This window comes from Paraburkholderia sp. CNPSo 3272 (assembly GCF_024206495.1).
Taxonomy (GTDB): domain Bacteria; phylum Pseudomonadota; class Gammaproteobacteria; order Burkholderiales; family Burkholderiaceae; genus Paraburkholderia.
In genome coordinates this window covers 209,992-228,393 of sequence record NZ_JAMBPQ010000006.1, presented here as the reverse complement: position 1 = coordinate 228,393, position 18,402 = coordinate 209,992, and the positions used below count along the sequence as shown (strand labels likewise).

Annotated in this window: 16 protein-coding genes; 10 read left to right on the top strand and 6 right to left on the bottom strand. The window is 65.4% G+C overall.

Translation table 11 applies throughout. The features are described from left to right. Positions 1 to 243: 243 nt before the first annotated feature. From M3I53_RS10475 to M3I53_RS10435, 9 genes are all read left to right on the top strand, one after another. Positions 244 to 2,151 carry a PAS domain S-box protein gene (locus tag M3I53_RS10475; RefSeq protein ID WP_254315874.1) on the top strand — a complete coding sequence of 636 codons (1,908 nt, stop codon included), beginning with the start codon at positions 244 to 246 and terminating at the stop codon, positions 2,149 to 2,151. A 287-nt stretch (positions 2,152 to 2,438) separates the two neighbouring features. Next, complete coding sequence (locus M3I53_RS10470; RefSeq protein WP_254315873.1) at positions 2,439 to 3,380, top strand: MurR/RpiR family transcriptional regulator; 942 nt, start codon at positions 2,439 to 2,441, stop codon at positions 3,378 to 3,380. Next, positions 3,377 to 4,372, top strand: a complete 996-nt coding sequence (locus tag M3I53_RS10465; RefSeq protein WP_254315872.1) for an isoaspartyl peptidase/L-asparaginase family protein — start codon at positions 3,377 to 3,379, stop codon at positions 4,370 to 4,372. Before M3I53_RS10470 ends, M3I53_RS10465 begins: the two co-directional genes overlap by 4 nt. A gap of 49 nt (positions 4,373 to 4,421) precedes the next feature. After that, positions 4,422 to 6,323 (top strand): dipeptide ABC transporter ATP-binding protein, encoded by a 1,902-nt coding sequence (locus M3I53_RS10460; RefSeq protein ID WP_254315972.1) that lies wholly within the window; start codon positions 4,422 to 4,424, stop codon positions 6,321 to 6,323. 87 nt (positions 6,324 to 6,410) lie between these two features. Then, a complete protein-coding gene (gsiB, locus tag M3I53_RS10455) occupies positions 6,411 to 7,955 on the top strand; it encodes a glutathione ABC transporter substrate-binding protein GsiB (RefSeq protein ID WP_254315871.1) in 1,545 nt (514 codons plus the stop codon). 69 nt (positions 7,956 to 8,024) lie between these two features. Beyond that, a complete protein-coding gene (gsiC, locus tag M3I53_RS10450; protein ID WP_254315870.1) occupies positions 8,025 to 8,945 on the top strand; it encodes a glutathione ABC transporter permease GsiC in 921 nt (306 codons plus the stop codon). 7 nt (positions 8,946 to 8,952) lie between these two features. Next, positions 8,953 to 9,846, top strand: a complete 894-nt coding sequence (gene gsiD, locus M3I53_RS10445; RefSeq protein ID WP_254315869.1) for a glutathione ABC transporter permease GsiD — start codon at positions 8,953 to 8,955, stop codon at positions 9,844 to 9,846. Further along, on the top strand, positions 9,843 to 10,919 hold the full coding sequence (locus tag M3I53_RS10440; protein WP_254315868.1) for a P1 family peptidase: 1,077 nt from the start codon (positions 9,843 to 9,845) through the stop codon (positions 10,917 to 10,919). The genes gsiD and M3I53_RS10440 overlap by 4 nt, the downstream gene beginning before the upstream one ends. Next, the gene (locus tag M3I53_RS10435; protein WP_254315867.1) at positions 10,916 to 11,029 is read left to right on the top strand and encodes a M55 family metallopeptidase; all 114 of its coding nucleotides are present in this window, start codon (positions 10,916 to 10,918) and stop codon (positions 11,027 to 11,029) included. The genes M3I53_RS10440 and M3I53_RS10435 overlap by 4 nt, the downstream gene beginning before the upstream one ends. A 70-nt stretch (positions 11,030 to 11,099) precedes the next feature. On the opposite strand, the gene glgX is transcribed toward M3I53_RS10435, so the two are convergent. The 6 genes from glgX to M3I53_RS10405 all read right to left on the bottom strand — a co-directional run bounded on the left by glgX (position 11,100) and on the right by M3I53_RS10405 (position 17,594). After that, complete coding sequence (gene glgX / locus M3I53_RS10430; protein ID WP_254315866.1) at positions 11,100 to 13,277, bottom strand: glycogen debranching protein GlgX; 2,178 nt, start codon at positions 13,275 to 13,277, stop codon at positions 11,100 to 11,102. A gap of 229 nt (positions 13,278 to 13,506) precedes the next feature. Further along, positions 13,507 to 13,830 (bottom strand): antibiotic biosynthesis monooxygenase, encoded by a 324-nt coding sequence (locus tag M3I53_RS10425; protein WP_254315865.1) that lies wholly within the window; start codon positions 13,828 to 13,830, stop codon positions 13,507 to 13,509. A 292-nt stretch (positions 13,831 to 14,122) separates the two neighbouring features. Then, entirely contained in the window at positions 14,123 to 15,292 is a 1,170-nt protein-coding gene (locus tag M3I53_RS10420; RefSeq protein WP_254315864.1) for a betaine/proline/choline family ABC transporter ATP-binding protein, read from the bottom strand. Then, on the bottom strand, positions 15,289 to 15,942 hold the full coding sequence (locus M3I53_RS10415; protein WP_254315863.1) for an ABC transporter permease: 654 nt from the start codon (positions 15,940 to 15,942) through the stop codon (positions 15,289 to 15,291). The genes M3I53_RS10420 and M3I53_RS10415 overlap by 4 nt, the downstream gene beginning before the upstream one ends. A gap of 15 nt (positions 15,943 to 15,957) precedes the next feature. Then, positions 15,958 to 16,881: a glycine betaine ABC transporter substrate-binding protein gene (locus M3I53_RS10410; protein ID WP_254315861.1), complete on the bottom strand. Its 924-nt coding sequence runs from the start codon at positions 16,879 to 16,881 to the stop codon at positions 15,958 to 15,960. Continuing rightward, complete coding sequence (locus M3I53_RS10405) at positions 16,878 to 17,594, bottom strand: ABC transporter permease (protein WP_254315860.1); 717 nt, start codon at positions 17,592 to 17,594, stop codon at positions 16,878 to 16,880. The genes M3I53_RS10410 and M3I53_RS10405 overlap by 4 nt, the downstream gene beginning before the upstream one ends. On the opposite strand from M3I53_RS10405, the gene M3I53_RS10400 reads away from it, so the two are divergent. Further along, positions 17,593 to 17,769 (top strand): hypothetical protein, encoded by a 177-nt coding sequence (locus tag M3I53_RS10400; RefSeq protein WP_254315859.1) that lies wholly within the window; start codon positions 17,593 to 17,595, stop codon positions 17,767 to 17,769. The genes M3I53_RS10405 and M3I53_RS10400 overlap by 2 nt on opposite strands. Positions 17,770 to 18,402 lie beyond the last annotated feature (633 nt).

The window sequence follows — 18,402 nt, the reverse complement described above, 5'->3', positions numbered from 1 at the left end:
GCCGCACCGGTATGACGGCTGCGGTGCTCCATGATTGGGCAACCACACGCATACCGAACGTTCGTGCGCTTAAGTGGCGGTTTCCGCGTAGGGGAAATGCCTGGCGCGCAAGGCCGGCGTGGCGCGCGTGGCACGGGCATTTCCGTACTTCAGTTTTTGCACAATCTGGCCGTAAACCCGGGTAAGGCGCGCCGGTGCGGAGAGCGCCACGCAACCGTATCGGCCGCGCAGGCCCCCCACACGATGATCACTGCTCCGCTTCCTCTGGATGAGGACGTCCGCCTTCGGGCGCTGCGGCAACTCGACATACTCGACACCGATCCCGAAGAGGCTTTCGATCGTATCTCGCGGCTCGCCGCCTTTACGTTCGACATGCCGATCGTGCTGATCTCGCTCGTGGACGAAGACCGCCAATGGTTCAAGTCGCACCACGGGCTGGCCGCGTGCGAAACGCCGCGCAGCGTGTCGTTCTGCGCGCACGCCGTGCTGAGCAAGCGCATGCTCGTGGTGGAAGACGCGCTCGACGACGAGCGCTTTCTCGACAATCCGCTCGTCACGGGCGCGCCGAACATCCGCTTCTATGCAGGCTCGCCGCTGTGCCTCGCCGACGGCCAGGTGGTCGGCACGCTGTGCCTGATCGACGAAAAACCCCGCTCGTTCGACGCGGCCCAGGCCGTCGTGCTCGCCGATTTTGCGCGCCTCGTCGAGCGCGAACTGGAATTGCGCCGTCAGTTGAACCGTTCGCGCACGGCGCACGAGCGCGACCGCCGTTCGCTCGCCATCAGCGAGGCGCGCTTTCGGACCGTGTTCCAGCAAACGCCGATCGGCAAGGCCGTGGTCGATCTTGACGGCCGTTTTCTCGACGTGAACCAGAAGTTCTCGGAGATCATCGGCTACGAGGAGAGCGAGCTGCGCCGCCGCACGTTCGCCTCCCTCACGCACCCTGCCGACATCGCCGCCGATCTCGCGCAAGTGGCCGAACTGCTCGCGGGCCGCCAGGCTACGTATGCGATCGAAAAGCGCTATCTGCGGCCGGACGGCCAGGCCGTGTGGGTCAATCTCGCGGTGTCGCTCGTGCGCGACGTGTCGGGCGCGCCCCTGCATTTCATCGCGGCGGTGCAGGACATTACGAGCCGCAAGAAGAGCGAAGAGGCGCTGCGCAACTATCACGTCGAACTCGAAGAGCGCGTGCGCGAACGCACGGCGGAGCTGCGGCGCAGCCGCGACGCGCTGCAGACCATCACCGACAACGTGCCGGCGCTGATTGCCGTGGTCGATCGCGATCTGTGCTACCAGTTCAACAACGAGACCTTCAGGCGCGTGTTCGGCGCGGACCCGGCGGCGCTGCGCGGACGCAGCCTGAGGGAGACGCTGCGCCCCGAAGTGTTCGAGCAGCTGCAGCCGCTCTTTGCGCGCGCGCTGGCCGGCGAGCGCGTGACCTGCGACGAGGTGCGCTATCGGGCCGACGCCGACCGGATCTGGTCGGCCACCTACATTCCGGCCAAGCGCGAAGGCAAGGTGACGGGCTTCTACGTGATGGCGCACGACGTGACCGAGCAGCGCCGCACCGAGCAACGTCTGCGCGAGGGCGCGCTGATCGACCCGCTCACGGGGATCGCGAACCGGCGCGCGCTGCAGGAGACACTGTACGAACTGCGCGCGAGCGGTGAGCCCTTCGCGCTCTTCTTCATGGACATGGATGGCTTCAAGTCCATCAACGACCGCTACGGCCACGATGTGGGCGACGCCTTGCTCAGGGAGGTCGCGCGCAGGCTCGTCGCCACCGTGCGCACGGGCGACGTGGTGAGCCGTCTGGGCGGCGACGAATTCGTGGTGGCGAGCCGCGGCGTGAGCGACGCGCGCACCGGCGAGCGCATCGCGGCGGCCATTTGCCGTGAAGTATCGAAGGCGTTCGTCGTGGCGGGCCGCGTGATCGAGACGAGCGCGAGCGTGGGCGTCGTGCTCGCTGGCGTGACAGGCGCTGCCGGTGTGGTGGACGCAACGAACGCGATGCTCTCGGCCGAAGCCGAGAACAGGGCGCTGGCCGACGATCCGCTGTGTCTTGCCGATGCGGCCATGTACGAAGCGAAGCGCGCGGGGCGCAATACGTGGCGATTGGCGCCGAGCGCTGAAACGATGGCGGCGTCATGAAGCTGCACGCTCCGTTTTCATGTGACTGATTCGATTGCCGCTAGCGTCTGGCTGGCGGCACGTCTTTCCGGCGTCTCCTTGCGCCGGTTTCTCCTCCAAAATCCTGAAACGTTTCCGTGGCGCACTGTTTCGCGCCTCGTTGCGCCTGCTCAAGCTAGTTCTCCCTCACTTCGCTCGAATAGGGTAAACCCCGGGCGCGATGAAAATTAATTTTCACTAAGATCCGACCATGTAATTTCATTTACGGCACGTGCCGTTTCTCTCAGCGTCCCAACGCCCGTTCACGCATGCCAACCCGAACGTCGACTCCCGACACGCCCGAAGCCGAGATCGTCGCGCGCATCACCGCCGCGATGCCCGTTCTCACGCCAGGCCACCGGCGCATGGCCGAGTACGTACTCGCGAACCTGTTCCACGCCGCGACCATGCGCATCGACGAACTCGCGGACGCAGTGGGCGCTTCGGTGGCCACGGCCAACCGCTTTGCCCGCTCGCTCGGGTTCGACGGCTACCCGCAGTTTCGTGAGGCGCTCGTGCGAGGCTTCGAAGCCACGCTCGCGCCGGTCGAGCGGCTGCGCAGCGCGCAGGAATCGCCGACCAGCGGCGCTGAGCTGTTCGGCGCCTCGCTGGAGCAGGCCGAGGCGAACCTGCGTTTGTCGCGCCAGTCGATCGACAGCGAAGCGGCCGCTGCAGCCGTGGACGCGATTCTCTCGGCGCGCCGTGTCTACGTGATCGGCTCGGGCACGAGCGCGTTTCTCGCCGGACTCATGGAGCACGCGCTGCTGCCGTATCTGGACAACGTGCAGGCGCTCGCCACGGTCGGCGGCCCCACGCATTCGGCGCGCAGGCTGCTCGGCGCGAACAGGGACGATCTGGTGATCGGCATTGCGTTTCCGCGCTACGTGGACGACACGATCAAGCTCTCGCGTCACGCCGCGAAGCTTGGCGCGCGGGTGCTCGCGCTCACCGACAGCATCGATTCGCCGCTCGCGCGCTTCGCCGATCTCACGCTGCTGATCCGCTCCGAGCGTCGCCTTGCGGCGAACTCGGAAGCCGCGGTGCTGGCTGTCATCGAAGCGCTGTGCGACGCCGTGGCGTTGCGCGCGAAGGATTCCGTCGTCGCCGCGGCGGCCATCACCGAATCGGTGCTGCCGTGGCTCACCTCGGCCCCGGCGCAGGCGCCCGACGCGCCTGGCGCCCCGTCTTCCCCCACGAAAAAGAAGTCATGAAATCGAACGCAGTCCTTGCCATTCACGGCGGCGCCGGTACGATCCTGCGCGCTTCGATGGCGCCCGAAGTCGAAACCCGCTATCTCGACGCGCTGAGCGGCATTCTCGCGGCTGGCCAGCGCATCCTGGCCGAAGGCGGCGGCGCGCTCGACGCCGTCGAGGAAGCGGTGCGCCTGCTCGAAGACTGTCCGCTATTCAACGCGGGCCACGGCGCGGTGTTCACGTCCGCGGGCACGCATGAACTCGACGCCTCGATCATGGACGGCCGCACGCTCGAAGCGGGCGCCGTGTGCTGCGTGAAGCGCGTGCGCAATCCCGTGCTGGCGGCGCGCCGCGTACTCGAGAAGAGCGAACACGTGCTGTTCACGGGCGCAGGCGCAGAAGCGTTTGCGGCCGCCCAGGGCCTCGAATTCGTCGATCCCGGCTATTTCCACACCGATGCGCGCTACCGCCAGTGGCAGCTCGCCCGTGGCGAAGCGCGCGCGATGCTCGATCACGATGGCGCAACACTCGAAGCAAAGGCGGCAGCAAACGCATCGGCGGACAGCCTGCCGCACGAGCCGATCGACCCCAACCGCAAATACGGCACGGTGGGCGCGGTGGCGCTCGACGCGCACGGCCATCTCGCGGCGGCGACTTCGACGGGCGGCATCACGAACAAGCAGGTGGGCCGCGTGGGCGACGCGCCGCTGATCGGCGCGGGCTGCTATGCCGACGACGCCACCTGCGCGGTGTCCACCACGGGGTCGGGCGAAATGTTCATGCGCATGGTCGCGGCCTACGACGTGGCGGCGCAAATGAAATACCGCGGTGTTTCGCTCTCCGAAGCCGCCACGAATGTCGTGATGGAGCAATTGCCGCGCATCGACGGCCGTGGCGGCCTGATCGCCGTGGACGCACAAGGCAACGTGGTCCTGCCGTTCAACACCGAAGGCATGTATCGCGGCTACGCGCGCGTGGGCGAAGCGCCCGTTGCGTCGATCTACGCTTAAGCGGCGCATCCTTTTTTGCGTACCAAACGAAGGAATCCTCATCGTGCAGATGTCATCGAGCCGTCCTGATATCGCGCCGGTCAGCGAAAAGGCCGCGCTGCCGCCGAACCGCGTGATCGACGTCCGTAACCTTTCCGTGTCGTTCAGGCGCGGCGCGGGCACGTTCGAAGCCGTGCGCAATCTGTCCTTCCACGTCGACCGGGGCGAGACGCTCGCCATCGTCGGCGAATCGGGCTCGGGCAAATCGGTCACGTCGCTTTCGCTGATGCGGCTCGTCGAGCACGGCGGCGGCAGCATTACGGGCGGCAGCATCGACCTGCGCCGCCGCAACGGCAGCGTGCTCGATCTCACGCGTGCCGGTGCCTCGATCATGCGCTCGGTACGCGGCGCGGACATCGCGATGATCTTCCAGGAGCCGATGACCTCGCTGAACCCGGTGTTCACGGTGGGCAACCAGATCAGCGAGGCGATCGCGCTGCATCAGCAGATGAATGCGGCGCAGGCGCGCGCTGAAACGCTGCGCCTGCTCGACCTCGTGCGCATTCCCGAGGCGCGCCGCGTGATGGACCGCTTTGCGCATCAGCTTTCGGGCGGCATGCGCCAGCGCGTGATGATTGCGATGGCGCTCTCGTGCAAGCCCGCGCTCCTGATCGCCGACGAACCGACCACGGCGCTCGACGTGACGATCCAGGCGCAGATCCTGCAGCTGATTCGCGGCCTGCAGGACGAGATGAATATGGGCGTGGTCTTCATCACGCACGACATGGGCGTGGTGGCCGAAGTGGCGGACCGCATCCTCGTGATGTATCGCGGTGAGAGAGTGGAAGAGGGCGCATCCGATGCGCTGTTCGCCGCGCCTTCGCATCGCTACACGCAGGCGTTGCTCGCCGCCGTGCCGAAGCTCGGCGCGATGCAGGGCACCGACCTGCCGGAGAAGTTCCCGCTGCTTTCGATGAGCGAAGCGGCGCGCCCGGTCGCCGCGTCACCGCTCCCGGCGTACGCGCCGAAAACGCAGGCGGCGCCGGTTCTGCGCGTGCGCGACCTCGTCACGCGCTTTCCCGTGCGCAGCGGTTTGTTCGGCAAGGCCACGGGCCGCGTGCATGCGGTCGAAAAAGTCAGCTTCGATCTTCACGCCGGCGAAACGCTGGCGCTGGTGGGCGAGTCCGGTTGCGGTAAATCGACCACGGGCCGCTCGCTGCTGCGGCTCGTAGAGAGCCAGAGCGGCACCATCGAATTTGACGGCCAGAATATCAGCACCCTCACGGGCCCCGCGCTGCAGACATTGCGCCGCGATATCCAGTTCATTTTTCAGGACCCATTCGCCTCGCTCAACCCGCGCCTCACGGTGGGATTCTCGATCATGGAGCCGCTGCTCGTGCACGGCATCGCGAAGGGCGCAGAGGCGCAGGCCCGCGTGGAATGGCTGCTCGATCGCGTGGGCTTGCCGAAGTCGGCGGCGGGGCGCTATCCGCACGAATTCTCGGGCGGCCAGCGTCAGCGCATCGCCATCGCGCGGGCGCTGTCGATGAACCCGAAAGTCGTGATCGCCGACGAATCGGTGTCGGCGCTCGACGTTTCCGTGCAGGCGCAAATCGTCAACCTGATGCTCGACCTGCAGCAGGAGCTGGGCGTCGCGTACCTCTTCATCTCGCACGATATGGCCGTGGTGGAACGCGTGAGCCATCGCGTCGCTGTAATGTACCTGGGGCAGATCGTCGAGATCGGCCCGCGCCGCGCCGTGTTCGAGAGCCCGCAGCACGCCTATACGAAGAAGCTCATGGGCGCGGTGCCGATCGCCGATCCGGCGCGCCGCCACGCGAAGCGCGTGCTCGCCGCCGACGAACTGCCGAGCCCGATTCGCGCACCCGGCGACGAGCCGCTGGTCCTGCCGCTCGTGGCCGTCGGCCCCGGTCACTACGTTGCGAAGCATCGGGTGGGCGGCGCTTACTGAACGCGCCGCTACGCCACGCAATCGTTCGCTGTTTAGCTGGAATATTTCGCCGAGCCGTCAAGATTCATTGCTATGGAGACCTGATTGATGAAAGAAGTCAAAACATGGATGAAGGGCAGCGCGCTGGCACTCGCGCTGATCGCGGGCGCGACTGCCGTACAAGCGGCCGAACAGCGCGCTGTGATGGCCGTCGATTCGACTTTCTCGACGCTCGACCCGTACGACGCCAACGATACGCTTTCGCAGGCGGTTTCGAAATCGTTCTACCAGGGCCTGTTCGGTTTCGACAAGGATCTCAAGCTCACCAATGTGCTTGCTACGAGCTATGAAGTGAGCGGCGACGGCCTCGTCTACACCTTCAGGCTGCGCGAAGGCGTGAAGTTCCAGGACGGCACCGACTTCAACGCGGCGGCGGTGAAGGCGAACTTCGACCGCGTGACAGACCCGGCGAATCACCTGAAGCGCTACAACATGTTCCGCCGCATCGCGAAGACCGAAGTGGTCGATCCCTACACGGTGAAGGTCACGCTGAACGCGCCGTTCTCGGCGTTCGTGAACGTGCTCGCGCACCCGTCGGCGGTGATGATCTCGCCGGCGGCCATGAAGAAGTGGGGCAAGGACATCGGCCTGCATCCTGTGGGCACGGGCCCGTTCGCATTCGTGAAGTGGGACCCGGCCGGCGACCTCGTCGTGCACAAGTTCGACGGCTACTGGAAGAAAGGCTACCCGAAGGTCGACGAGATCGACTGGAAGCCGGTGGCCGACAACAACACGCGCGCGGCGCTCATGCGCACCGGCGAAGCGGATTTCGCCTTTCGCATTCCGTTCGAGCAGGCGAGCGCGTTCCAGTCGAACCCGAAGGTGGACCTGATCGCCACGCCCTCGATCATCCAGCGCTACATCAGCCTGAACACCGCGAAGAAGCCGTTCGACAACCCGCTCGTGCGCCAGGCGCTGAATTACGCGATCAACAAGGACGCGTTGGCCAAGGTGGCGTTCGCGGGCTACGCGCTGCCTTCGGACGGCGTGCTGCCCCAAGGCGTGGACTATTCGATCAAGCTCGGCCCCTGGCCGTACGATCCGGCCAAGGCGCGCGAACTGCTCAAGCAGGCCGGCTACCCGAACGGCTTCGAAACGACGCTATGGTCGGCGTATAACAACTCGACCGCGCAAAAGGCCATTCAGTTCGTACAGCAGCAGCTCGCGCAAGTGGGCGTGAAGGCCCACGTCGAAGCGCTCGAAACGGGCACCGCGGTCGCGCGTGTGGAAAGCGCGCAGGACCCGGCAACGGCGGGCGTGCGCATGTATTACATCGGCTGGTCATCGTCCACGGGCGAGGCGGACTGGGGCATCTCGCCGCTGCTCGCTTCGGCATCGTGGCCGCCCAAGCTCATGAATACGGCGTACTACAAGAACCCCGCGGTCGATGCGGACCTCGCGAAAGCGCTCGAAACGACGGATCGCGCGCAAAAGACGGCGCTCTACGCCGACGCGCAAAAGCGCATCTGGGCCGACGCCCCGTGGGTGTTTCTCGTGAAGGAGAAGGTCGTGTACGCCCGCAGCAAGCGCCTGGCCGGCGCGTATGTGGCGCCCGACGGCTCGTTCAACTTCGACGAGATCTCGATTCGCTAATGCGTTGCGCGCCGCGCCGGAAGAGTTGGGTCCGGCGCGGCGCGCACGCCCCGATGCGGTAACGCGCTCATGCTGAATTTCATTGTCAAACGCTCGCTGGGTCTGCTGCCGACGCTCCTGATCGTCGCGGTCCTGGTGTTCCTGTTCGTGCATCTGCTGCCGGGCGACCCGGCGCGCCTCGCGGCCGGTCCCGAAGCGGACGACGCCACGGTTGCGCTCGTGCGCGCCGATCTCGGCCTCGACCAGCCGCTGCCGCAGCAGTTCCTCCACTTCTTCGTGCGCATCGCTCACGGCGATTTCGGTGTTTCGATGCGCAGCAAGCGCCCCGTCGTCACCGAAATCGGCGAGCGTTTCATGCCCACGCTGCTGCTCACGCTCACCAGCATGGTCTGGGCCGTGGTGTTCGGCATGGCGATCGGCGTCGTTTCGGCCGTGTGGCGCAATCGCTGGCCCGATCGCATCGGCATGGCGCTCGCGGTGTCGGGCATTTCGTTTCCGGCTTTCGCGCTCGGCATGGCGCTCATGGAGCTGTTCTCGGTGCACCTGGGCTGGCTGCCCGTGGTGAGCGACGGTTCGTGGCGCAGCTACGTGCTGCCGTCCGTCACGCTCGGCGCGGCCGTGGCGGCGGTGATGGCGCGCTTCACGCGGGCCTCCTTCGTCGAGGTGCTCAACGAGGACTTCGTGCGCACGGCGCGCGCGAAGGGTGTGGCCGAGCAATGGGTGGTGCTCAAGCACTGCCTGCGCAATGCGATGATTCCCGTCGTTACGATGATGGGCCTGCAGTTCGGCTTCCTGCTGGGCGGCTCGATCGTCGTGGAGGTGGTGTTCAACTGGCCGGGCCTCGGGCGGCTGCTCGTCGATTCGGTTGCGATGCGCGATTACCCCGTGATTCAGGCCGAAGTGCTGTTGTTCTCGCTCGAGTTCATCGTCATCAATCTGATCGTGGACGTGCTATACGCGGTCATCAATCCGACCATTCGATTCAGGTGAGCCCGCCATGAGCACGAGCCTAAACGTTGATGTACGCGCAGAGGACGAAGCGATCCGCACGCCGTGGCGCGAATTCTGGCGCAAGTTCCGCAAGCAGCATGTCGCGCTCGGCGCGGGCGCGTTCGTGCTGCTGCTGGTGGTGATCGCGGTGTTCGCGCCGCATCTCGTGCCTTACGACCCGGAAAATTACTTCGACTACGACTCGCTCAACGCGGGTCCTTCAGCGGCCCACTGGTTCGGCGTGGACGCGCTGGGTCGCGATATTTTCAGCCGCATTCTCGCGGGCACGCGCATCTCGCTCGCGGCGGGCTTTCTTTCGGTGGCGCTGGGAGCCGCGGTCGGCACGTTCTTCGGCTTGCTCGCGGGCTACTACGAAGGCTGGTGGGACCGCATCACCATGCGGGTGGCCGACGTGCTGTTCGCATTCCCAGGTATTCTGCTCGCCATCGGCGTGGTAGCGATCCTCGGCAACGGCATGATCAACGTGGTCTGTGCGGTGGCGGTGTTCAGCATTCCGGCGTTCGCGCGGCTCGTGCGCGGCAATACGCTCATGCTCAAGCACCTCACGTATGTGGAGGCCGCGCGCAGCATTGGTGCGTCGGACTGGACCATCATCATGCGGCATATTCTGCCGGGCACCGTGTCGTCCGTGATCGTGTATCTGACCATGCGGGTCGGCACGTCGATCATCACGGCGGCGAGCCTGTCGTTCATCGGCCTCGGCGCGCAGCCGCCCACGCCGGAGTGGGGCGCCATGCTCAACGAGGCGCGTGCGGATATGGTGACGGCGCCGCATATCGCGCTGTTCCCGAGCCTCGCCATCTTCCTCACCGTGCTCGCGTTCAATCTGCTGGGCGACGGCTTGCGCGACGCACTCGACCCGAAGCTGGACCGCGCATGAGCATCGATCGTGGAGATGCCGCGCCGCATGTCGGCACACTCGCGAGCGGCGCGACGGGAACCATTGCCGACGTGAGCGGCGTACGTGTAGGCCATTGCACGCTCGACGCGGGCGAGGTGCAAACCGGCGTGAGCGTGCTGCTGCCGCATGCTGGCGACCTTTTTCGCGAGAAGGTGCCGGCGAGCGCTTGTGTGATCAACGGATTCGGCAAGAGCATCGGGCTCATGCAGCTCGAAGAGGTGGGCGTGCTCGAAACGCCGGTCGTGCTGAGCAACACGTTCGCGGTGGGCGCTCTCGCACAGGCGCAGATTCGCGCGGCAGTCGCGGCGAATCCGCAAATCGGGCGCGGCCTGCCAACCGTCAATCCGCTCGTGTTCGAATGCAACGACGGCTATCTGAACGATATCCAGGCACTGGCGGTTCAAGAGGGACACTATCTCGCGGCCTGCGCCGCTGCGAAGGCCGACTTCGCGCGCGGCAGCGTAGGCGCGGGGCGCGGCATGTCGAGCTTCGACCTGAAGGGCGGCGTTGGCACGGCGTCGCGCGTGGTGCAGGCGGCGCTCGCGCCGTACACCGTGGGCGCGCTCGTGCTGGCGAACTTTGGCCGCCTGCCGATGCTGACGATCGGCGGCGTGGCCGTGGGGCGCGAGCTTGCGGCGCGCGCGGCGTCGAACCGCGCGACGCACGAGCCGGAGAAGGGCTCGATCATCATGCTGATCGCCACGGACGCGCCGCTCGACGGGCGGCAGCTACGACGCGTTGCGATGCGTGCGGCGGCGGGTCTTGCGCGCACCGGGTCCGTTTATGGACATGGCAGCGGCGATATCGCCATGGCGTTCAGCACTGCATACACGTTGGCGCACGACGCGCCGACCCACGCGTTGCCGCCCCTGCTCGCCGACTCGCAACTCGACCCGCTGTTTCAGGCGAGCGCCGACTGTGTCGAGCAAGCGATTCTCGACGTGTTGTGGCGCGCAAGCACCGTGCAAGGCCGCGACGGCCACGTGCGTCTCGCGCTGCGTGAAGCGGCGCCCGATCTCGACGATATGCTTTCGGGCGGAGCACAAGCGTGAAGGTTCTCCTCGCGGTCGATATCGAAGGCATCGGCGGCGTCTTCAACGTGCAGCAAACGCGGCAGGAAACGCGCGCAGCAAACGCATCGTTCTCCGTATTGCGCAACTAACTGTCAGCCCCGCCGGACGTCATGGAACGGACTGGCGGCTTTGCCGCCAATCCGCGAAAAAGCCAGCCGTTCACCCCGTGAGGTCTTCCTCCAGCCGGTCGAACACCCGCTGCGTCGCGCCACGCGCGTGCAGCGCGAACAGCAGTAGCGAGCGGCCTGTCACCTGGTAGATAGCGCCGGCCTCGAATTCGGGCAGTTCGTCGCGCACGGGCATGTTCGTGTCGATGAGACAGTTCCACTGATCGTTGCCCGGCACGGAAGGCAGCGTGAAGTCCACCACGTCGTGATAGGCGTTGAACACAATGAGCATGGTCGCATCCGAGGCGAGGCGCATGATGCCGCTCGTTTGCGATCGTCCATCGATCAGCATGCCGAAACAACGCATGGCCGAATCGTCCCACTGCTCCTGAGCGAGCGGTACGCCGGCGGGCGAGAGCCATTCGACGTCGGTGACGTCGAGGGTGGCGTTGTGCTCGCCGATGAGAAACCGGTTGCGGCGCAGCACCGGCAGCGCATGACGCAGCGCGGTGAGCTTGCGCACGAAGTCGGCGAGCGCGCGGCCCGTGTCGTCGATGCCCTCCCAGTCCACCCAGCTGACCTCGTTGTCCTGGCAATACGCGTTGTTGTTGCCGCCCTGCGTGCGGCCGAACTCGTCGCCCGCGAGCAGCATCGGCGTACCCTGCGAGAGCAGCAGCGTGGCGAGGAAATTGCGCTTCTGGCGCTCGCGCAGCGCGCGGATCTCGGGGTCGTCGGTCGGGCCTTCCGCGCCGCAGTTCCACGAGAGATTGTCGCCGTGGCCGTCGCGGTTCTCTTCGCCGTTGGCTTCGTTGTGACGTTCGTTGTACGAAACGAGGTCGTTCAGCGTGAAGCCGTCGTGCGCGGTGACGAAGTTTACGCTCGCCCAGGGCCGCCGCCCGCGCCGGTTGAAGCTGTCTCCCGAAGCGCACAAGCGCGTGGCGAGCTCGGGCGCCTTGCCCTCATCGCCTTTCCACCAGGCGCGCGTGGTGTCGCGAAAGCGGTCGTTCCACTCCATCCAGCCGGGCGGGAAGCCGCCCACCTGGTATCCGCCCGGCCCGCAGTCCCACGGCTCGGCAATCAGCTTGACGCTCGCGAGAATTGGGTCCTGGCGGCAGCTGTCGAGAAAGCCGCCGCCTTCGTCGAAGCCATAGGGCTCGCGCCCGAGGATCGTCGCGAGGTCGAAGCGAAAACCGTCCACGCCCATTTCGAGCACCCAGTAGCGCAGGCTGTCCGTGACCATCTGCAGCACGCGCGGGTGCGAGAGGTTCAGCGTATTGCCCGTGCCGGTGTCGTTGATGTAGTAGCGCCGGTCTTCGGGTAGCCGGTAGTACGAAGCATTGTCGATGCCGCGAAACGAGAGCGTAGGGCCGAGTTCGCTGCCTTCGGCTGTGTGGTTGTAGACCACGTCGAGTATCACTTCGAGACCCGCCTGGTGGAGGCGGTCCACCATGTTCTTGAACTCGTCGATCGAGCCGTGCGCGCCCACCGAGTAGCGCGGGTCCGGCGCGAAGAAGCCGATGGTGTTGTAGCCCCAGTAGTTCGTGAGTCCGCGTTCGAGCAGGTGCGAGTCGTTCACGAAGGTATGGATGGGCAGCAACTCCACGGTCGTTACGCCAAGCCCGCGGATATATTCGAGCACCGGCGTTTGCGCGAGCCCGGCGAAGGTGCCGCGCTCTTCGTGCGGCACGTCGGGATGGCGGATCGTGAAGCCGCGCACATGCGTTTCGTAGATGATCGTGCGCTCGCGCGGCACACGCTCGCGCATCGGGTGGTGCCATGTGAAGCCCTGATCGACCACGCGGCAGCGCGGCACATAGCGCGCGCTGTCTCGCGTGTCGAACGACAGATCGCCGTCGCGGCTGCCGATCGTGTAGCCGAACACGGCGGGATGCCAGCGCAGCGCGCCCACGTGCGCCTTCGCATACGGGTCGAGCAGCAGCTTGTGGGGATTGAAGCGGTGGCCCGCCTGCGGCTCGTACGGCCCATGCACGCGATACCCATAGATGGCGCCCGGTTCGAGTTCGGGCAGATAGACGTGCCACACTTCGTCGGTGTATTCGGGCAACTCGATGCGTTCGAGTTCGCGCAGGCCGCTCTTGTCGAAGAGACACAACTCGACCTTCGTAGCGTTCGCGGAGAAGAGCGAGAAGTTCACACCGCGGCCGTTCCAGGTGGCGCCGAGCGGGAACGGTTGTCCTTCTACGATGCGGGTAGCGGTTTTTTTCTTCATGGTCTCGTCGGTTGGGGACGCAATGGTGTGCGCCTCCAACGCCGTTGCGGGCGAGGGGCGGGGGCTTGTATCAAGCAAGGTTTGGGCCTAAGGCCCGCAACGCAGGGAAAAGACGAGGGGAGAGGGGCCGGATGCGCGGGGCACCGCGGCGGTGCGCGCTGCGAGCGTGTAGCTTTGGCGCAGCACGTGCACAGATTTACCGATGTCGACCAGGCCTTTGCGTGAACCTCTACTTCACGGTTTGCACGACTTCGAAGCCTTCGAATTCGGGGTGCCCCAGATAGACCGGACGGTTTGCGCCGCCCGCGTTGCCCGCGTTTCGGTGCGCCGCGCGAAAGGCGTCGGAGCGCGTCCAGTCTTCGAAGTGCGCGTGGCTCGCCCAGATGGTGTGGCTCGCGTAGAGCACGTGGTCTTCGCGCTGCGGGCCTTTGAGCAGATGAAATTCGATGAAGCCGGGCACTTGCTTCAAGTGCGTGTCGCGCGTGGCCCAGACTTCCTCGAATGCGGCCTCGGAGCCCGGAGCGACCTTGAAGCGGTTCATGGCGATATACATGCGGTTCCCCTTCTCGTTCGGAAAATAGATAGGCAAGGCGGCGGGTGACTGCGCCCGCCGCCGCTTCGCGTTCCGATTATATGAGGCCGAGAAGGCGGCCGCGCCGCGTCAGTGCATCGGCCTCAGAGCATGAGCGGCGCCATGATCGCGGCGCAGCATCACTAGCCGAGGCCCGTGCCGTGCAGGCCGAGTGCGACGATGGCGGCGCTCGCGCCCCGAGAACAGATGGAAAATTGCTGCGGGCGCAGTGTCATGGTCGGATTGCGCACCCCCTTCTAGCGCGTCGCGCCGCTTACACGGTCGCAGCCGCCGGGCGCGCCGCCAAGCTCGGCGGCTGTCCGGTCTGATGACGCGAGCGGCCCGAGCTCAGATAGTCGGCGATCGAATCCTGCGTGATCTCGCCCACGTAGGCGCCCTCGGCGTCGAGCACCGGCATCCACGAGGCGCGGAACTGGTACATCTTCGAGAGCACGATGCGCAGGTTGTCGTCGACGGAAACGGTGGCCGGGAAGGGCGTGATGCGATCGCCGCACACGCCTTCGGCCCCGCGCGCGGCGCGGCGCGCCACGAAGCCGAGCGCGTGCTGCGCGTCGTCGAGCACGGTGAGGTAGCGCGAATCGCTTTCGTCCATCGCGGCGAATGCGTGCGAGAGCGGCGTTTCGGCGCGCGCCGTTTCGGGTTGCGTGGCGGCGTCGCCGGCCTTCACGAGCAACAGGCGCTTGAGCGTGCTGTCCTGGCCCACGAACTGCGCGACGAAGTCGTCATGCGGGCGCGCGAGCAGCGTATCGGGATGGTCGTACTGTACGAGCCTGCCGCGCCGGAACACCGCGATGCGGTCGCCCAGTTTGATCGCCTCGTCGATGTCGTGGCTCACCATGATGACGGTCTTCTTCAGTTGCCGCTGCATCTGGAAGAACTCGTTCTGGATGGCCTCGCGATTGATCGGATCGACCGCGCCGAACGGCTCGTCCATGAGCAGCACAGGCGGATCGGCGGCCAGCGCGCGAATTACGCCGATACGCTGCTGCTGGCCGCCCGAAAGCTCGCGCGGATAGCGCTTCAAATATAGCTTCGGGTCGAGCGCGACCATCGACATCAGTTCCGCCGCGCGTTCGGCGCAGCGCTTCTTGTCCCAGCCGAGCAGGCGCGGCACGACCGTGATGTTCTCCGCGATCGTCATGTTCGGAAACAGGCCGATCTGCTGGATCACGTAGCCGATGCGGCGGCGCAGATCCACTTCGTTCAGGCCCGTGGTGTCCTCGCCGTTGATGCGCACCCTGCCCGAGGTCGGCTCGATAAGCCGGTTGATCATCTTGAGCGTCGTGGTCTTGCCGCAGCCCGACGGGCCGAGGAACACGCAGATCTCGCCTTCGGCCACCGAAAGGCTCACCGAGTCGACGGCGCGCACGGCCTGGCCGTCTTTCTGTGTGAAGGTCTTCGTCAGTTGGTCGAGTTCGATCATGTCTTCTGTACTCCTTTCGGTGTCAATGCGCGTTGTAGCACCTGCAGCAACAGGTCGGCGACGATCGCGAGCACGCTCACGAGCACGGCGCCCACGAGCAGCTTCATCATGCTGCTCTGGCCAATGGCGCGGATGATCAGCGTGCCGAGGCCGCCCGCGCCGATCACGGCGGCAATGGTCATTACGCCGATGTTCATCACGACCGCCGTGCGCACGCCCGCGAGAATCACAGGCACGGCCAGCGGCAAATCGACGAGACGCAGCCGCTGCCACGACGTCATGCCGATGCCGGTGCCGGCCTCCTTGATGCCCGCGTCCACGTTGCGCAGCGCGAGGTAGGTGTTGCGCATGATGGGCAACAGCGAGTAAAGAAACACTGCCGTAATGGCGGGCACCGCGCCAATGCCCTGGCCGAAGCGCGAAAACACCGGAATCATCAGGCCGAACAGCGCGATGGAGGGCAGCGTGAGGATGATGGTCGCCACTCCCAGCAGCGGCGCCGCGAGCCAGTCGTGGCGGCTGATGAGCACGCCGAGCGGCACGCCCGCAACGATCGCGCAGCCCACGGCGATGCCCACGAGATAGAGATGCTGGAGCGTGAGCTGCAGCAGCTCGGGCCAGCTCGAAGCGAGATAGTCGAATACGTTCATATGGCCTGGCCTCCTTCAGGGGAGCGAATGCGTGCGCAGGAACTCCGCCGCGACTTGCTGGGCGGACTTGCCGTCCAGATCCACGGCCTTGTTCATGGTTTGCATCACGTCGTTGTTGAGGGCGGCGGACAGCGCGTTGAGCTGCGCGGCCAGTTTGGGATTGCGCTCCAGCACTTCCTTGCGTACCACGGGCGTGGCATTGTACGGCGGGAAGAAGTGCTTATCGTCTTCCAGCGGCACGATGCCGAAGCCCTTCACGCGGCCATCCGTCGTGTAGACGAGGCCGATCTTCAACTGGTCGTTGTGCAGCGCCGTGTAGACGAGGCCGGGGTCCATCTGCTTCATCTGCGAGCGGTGAAAGCTCATGCCGTAGGTAGCGAGCAGCGGCTTGAGACCATCCGGACGATTCGCGAACTCGGCGTCCATGCCGAACACGTAGCGCTTTGCTTCGGGGTCCGTGTTCAACTTTTGCGCAAGCTGCGAGACCGTGGTGATGCCGGTTTGCTCCGCGAATTTGCTTGGCAGGCCTAATGCATACGTGTCGTTGAGCGGCGAGGCATTGAGCCAGACCAGACCGCGCGGCGCATCGAGCGCCTTCACGCGCTCGTACATCGCTTCGGGCGAAAGCTTCTCCGTCAGCTTGTCGTAGACGAGTGCCGCCGTGCCCGTGTAGTCCCACACGAGATCGAACTGGCCGTTCTCCAGGGCGCTGCGCATGAGCGTGCTGCCGAGGCCGGAACGCACTTCCACGGTATAGCCGCGCGAGCGCAGGTATTGTGCGGTGACTTCGGCGAGTACGTATTGCTCCGTGAAGTTCTTCGCGCCCAGTACGAGCTTTGGCTGGGCGAATGCGGGCGTGGCGGCGGCAGCGAGCGCGCTGCCGATCACGCACGCCTGAACGAAGCGGCGCAGGGATTTGAAGGCAGACGCGAATATCATGCGAGCCCTCCGCGGCGCGAGAGCCACTGATGGCTGCCGGTGGCGACCACGCCGTCGAGCACGAGCGCGAGCGCGGCAGTGAACGCGGCGCCGAGCAGCAGCAAGGGCTGATCGTTCAGATAGATGCCGGGGAAAATGAGCGAGCCCAGGCTGTCCGCGCCGATCAGATAAGCGAGCGGCGCCGTGCCCACGTTGATGGCGAGCGCGGTGCGCACGCCGCCCACGATGATTGGCAGCGCACCCGGCAATTCCACGCGCGTGAGCGACTGCCAGCCCGTCATGCCGAGGCCGCGCGCGGCTTCGCGTAGTGCGCCCGGTACGTTCTTCACGCCCTCATAGGTATTGCGCGTGATGGGCAGCAGCGACGCGAGAAAGAGCGCGACGATCGCGGGAATGTCGCCGATGCCGAACACGCCGAGCGCAATGGCGAGCACCGCGAGCGAGGGAATCGTGTTGCCCACGTTGAAGATCTGCATGAAGCGTTCGGCCTGGCGCGCGAAGCGCGGCCGGCTGAGCAGCACGCCGGCGGGCACGCCGACCGCGATGGCGAGCGCCATCGAATAGCCGACGAGCAGCAGGTGCCGCCCGGTGTAATAAGCGAGGTCGCCTGCGTGGCTGTGCCACGTATCGGCGCCGATGGCGCGCGAGAGGGCCCACGCGATGACAGCAAGGGCGATCAGGCTGCCCGCGAGCAGGGCAGAGCGTCGAGTCATGAAGGTACGCCTCCTTGTTTTTGTGCCGCGCGGCGCAACCCTGCGCAGCGGGGACGCCCATGAGAATGCTCAAGGCGCCGCGAAGGAAGTTCGTGATCCCGGCATGGCCGCGATTGGAACCGACGAAGACAACGGACAGAAAAACGAACGAAAACGGTCCGCCCGCGCACGATAGCTACGTGGCGCCAGTGGCATGAACGCGCTTTTGGCGTTCTTCTGGTTGTCATGTTCAGCTCAACGGCACCGAGCAGATCGATGCGCGCTGAAGCAGGAAACCGCCTGATGACGGCATGGATGCGGCGGCTTTGAACCGCTACGCGAGGGCCGGAGGCCCATTGAACGGCGCTTGCGACACAGGGACCCTTTAGCATGGACCCGGCATCTCAGTGCGCACGAGAACGACTTCGTTGTGATCGGAACGGGATGAGTATAGATCATTCGATTAGGTGAGTCTACCTTGGGGAATGATCGCGAGTTGACGCAAACACGCTGGATTGCAGTCGATATGTCATTTCGGGAGATTAATTAGCTATCCGGATAAAACATCTCGGTAGCATTTCCCGCTTCTAAAAGTGACAGAAAGTGGCATGCAGGTGTGCATTTCCGCATCGCGGCGTTCCCCTGCTTATCGAGGTTATCGAGGCGCTGCGGCAGGATGTTCCGCTCTTTGCGCCTTCTTAAGATTCGTTTAAGAAAGGCCATTTATTTTGAAGCGCTTCGCATCATCGATGCTCGCCGGTTCAACGTTGCGGCCATCGATCTCATTCCGATTTCACTTCGAGAGACGCGGCGTTCGCTCGCGTTTCTC

Coding starts and splice junctions, on each gene's coding strand:
- gsiD (WP_254315869.1), top strand. CDS start 8,953: ATGAGCACGAGCCTAAACGTTGATGTACGCGCAGAGGACGAAGCGATC.
- glgX (WP_254315866.1), bottom strand. CDS start 13,277: ATGAAGAAAAAAACCGCTACCCGCATCGTAGAAGGACAACCGTTCCCG.
- M3I53_RS10425 (WP_254315865.1), bottom strand. CDS start 13,830: ATGTATATCGCCATGAACCGCTTCAAGGTCGCTCCGGGCTCCGAGGCC.
- M3I53_RS10475 (WP_254315874.1), top strand. CDS start 244: ATGATCACTGCTCCGCTTCCTCTGGATGAGGACGTCCGCCTTCGGGCG.
- M3I53_RS10420 (WP_254315864.1), bottom strand. CDS start 15,292: ATGATCGAACTCGACCAACTGACGAAGACCTTCACACAGAAAGACGGC.
- M3I53_RS10465 (WP_254315872.1), top strand. CDS start 3,377: ATGAAATCGAACGCAGTCCTTGCCATTCACGGCGGCGCCGGTACGATC.
- gsiB (WP_254315871.1), top strand. CDS start 6,411: ATGAAAGAAGTCAAAACATGGATGAAGGGCAGCGCGCTGGCACTCGCG.
- M3I53_RS10405 (WP_254315860.1), bottom strand. CDS start 17,594: ATGACTCGACGCTCTGCCCTGCTCGCGGGCAGCCTGATCGCCCTTGCT.
- M3I53_RS10440 (WP_254315868.1), top strand. CDS start 9,843: ATGAGCATCGATCGTGGAGATGCCGCGCCGCATGTCGGCACACTCGCG.
- M3I53_RS10470 (WP_254315873.1), top strand. CDS start 2,439: ATGCCAACCCGAACGTCGACTCCCGACACGCCCGAAGCCGAGATCGTC.
- M3I53_RS10400 (WP_254315859.1), top strand. CDS start 17,593: ATGAAGGTACGCCTCCTTGTTTTTGTGCCGCGCGGCGCAACCCTGCGC.
- gsiC (WP_254315870.1), top strand. CDS start 8,025: ATGCTGAATTTCATTGTCAAACGCTCGCTGGGTCTGCTGCCGACGCTC.
- M3I53_RS10415 (WP_254315863.1), bottom strand. CDS start 15,942: ATGAACGTATTCGACTATCTCGCTTCGAGCTGGCCCGAGCTGCTGCAG.
- M3I53_RS10460 (WP_254315972.1), top strand. CDS start 4,422: ATGTCATCGAGCCGTCCTGATATCGCGCCGGTCAGCGAAAAGGCCGCG.
- M3I53_RS10410 (WP_254315861.1), bottom strand. CDS start 16,881: ATGATATTCGCGTCTGCCTTCAAATCCCTGCGCCGCTTCGTTCAGGCG.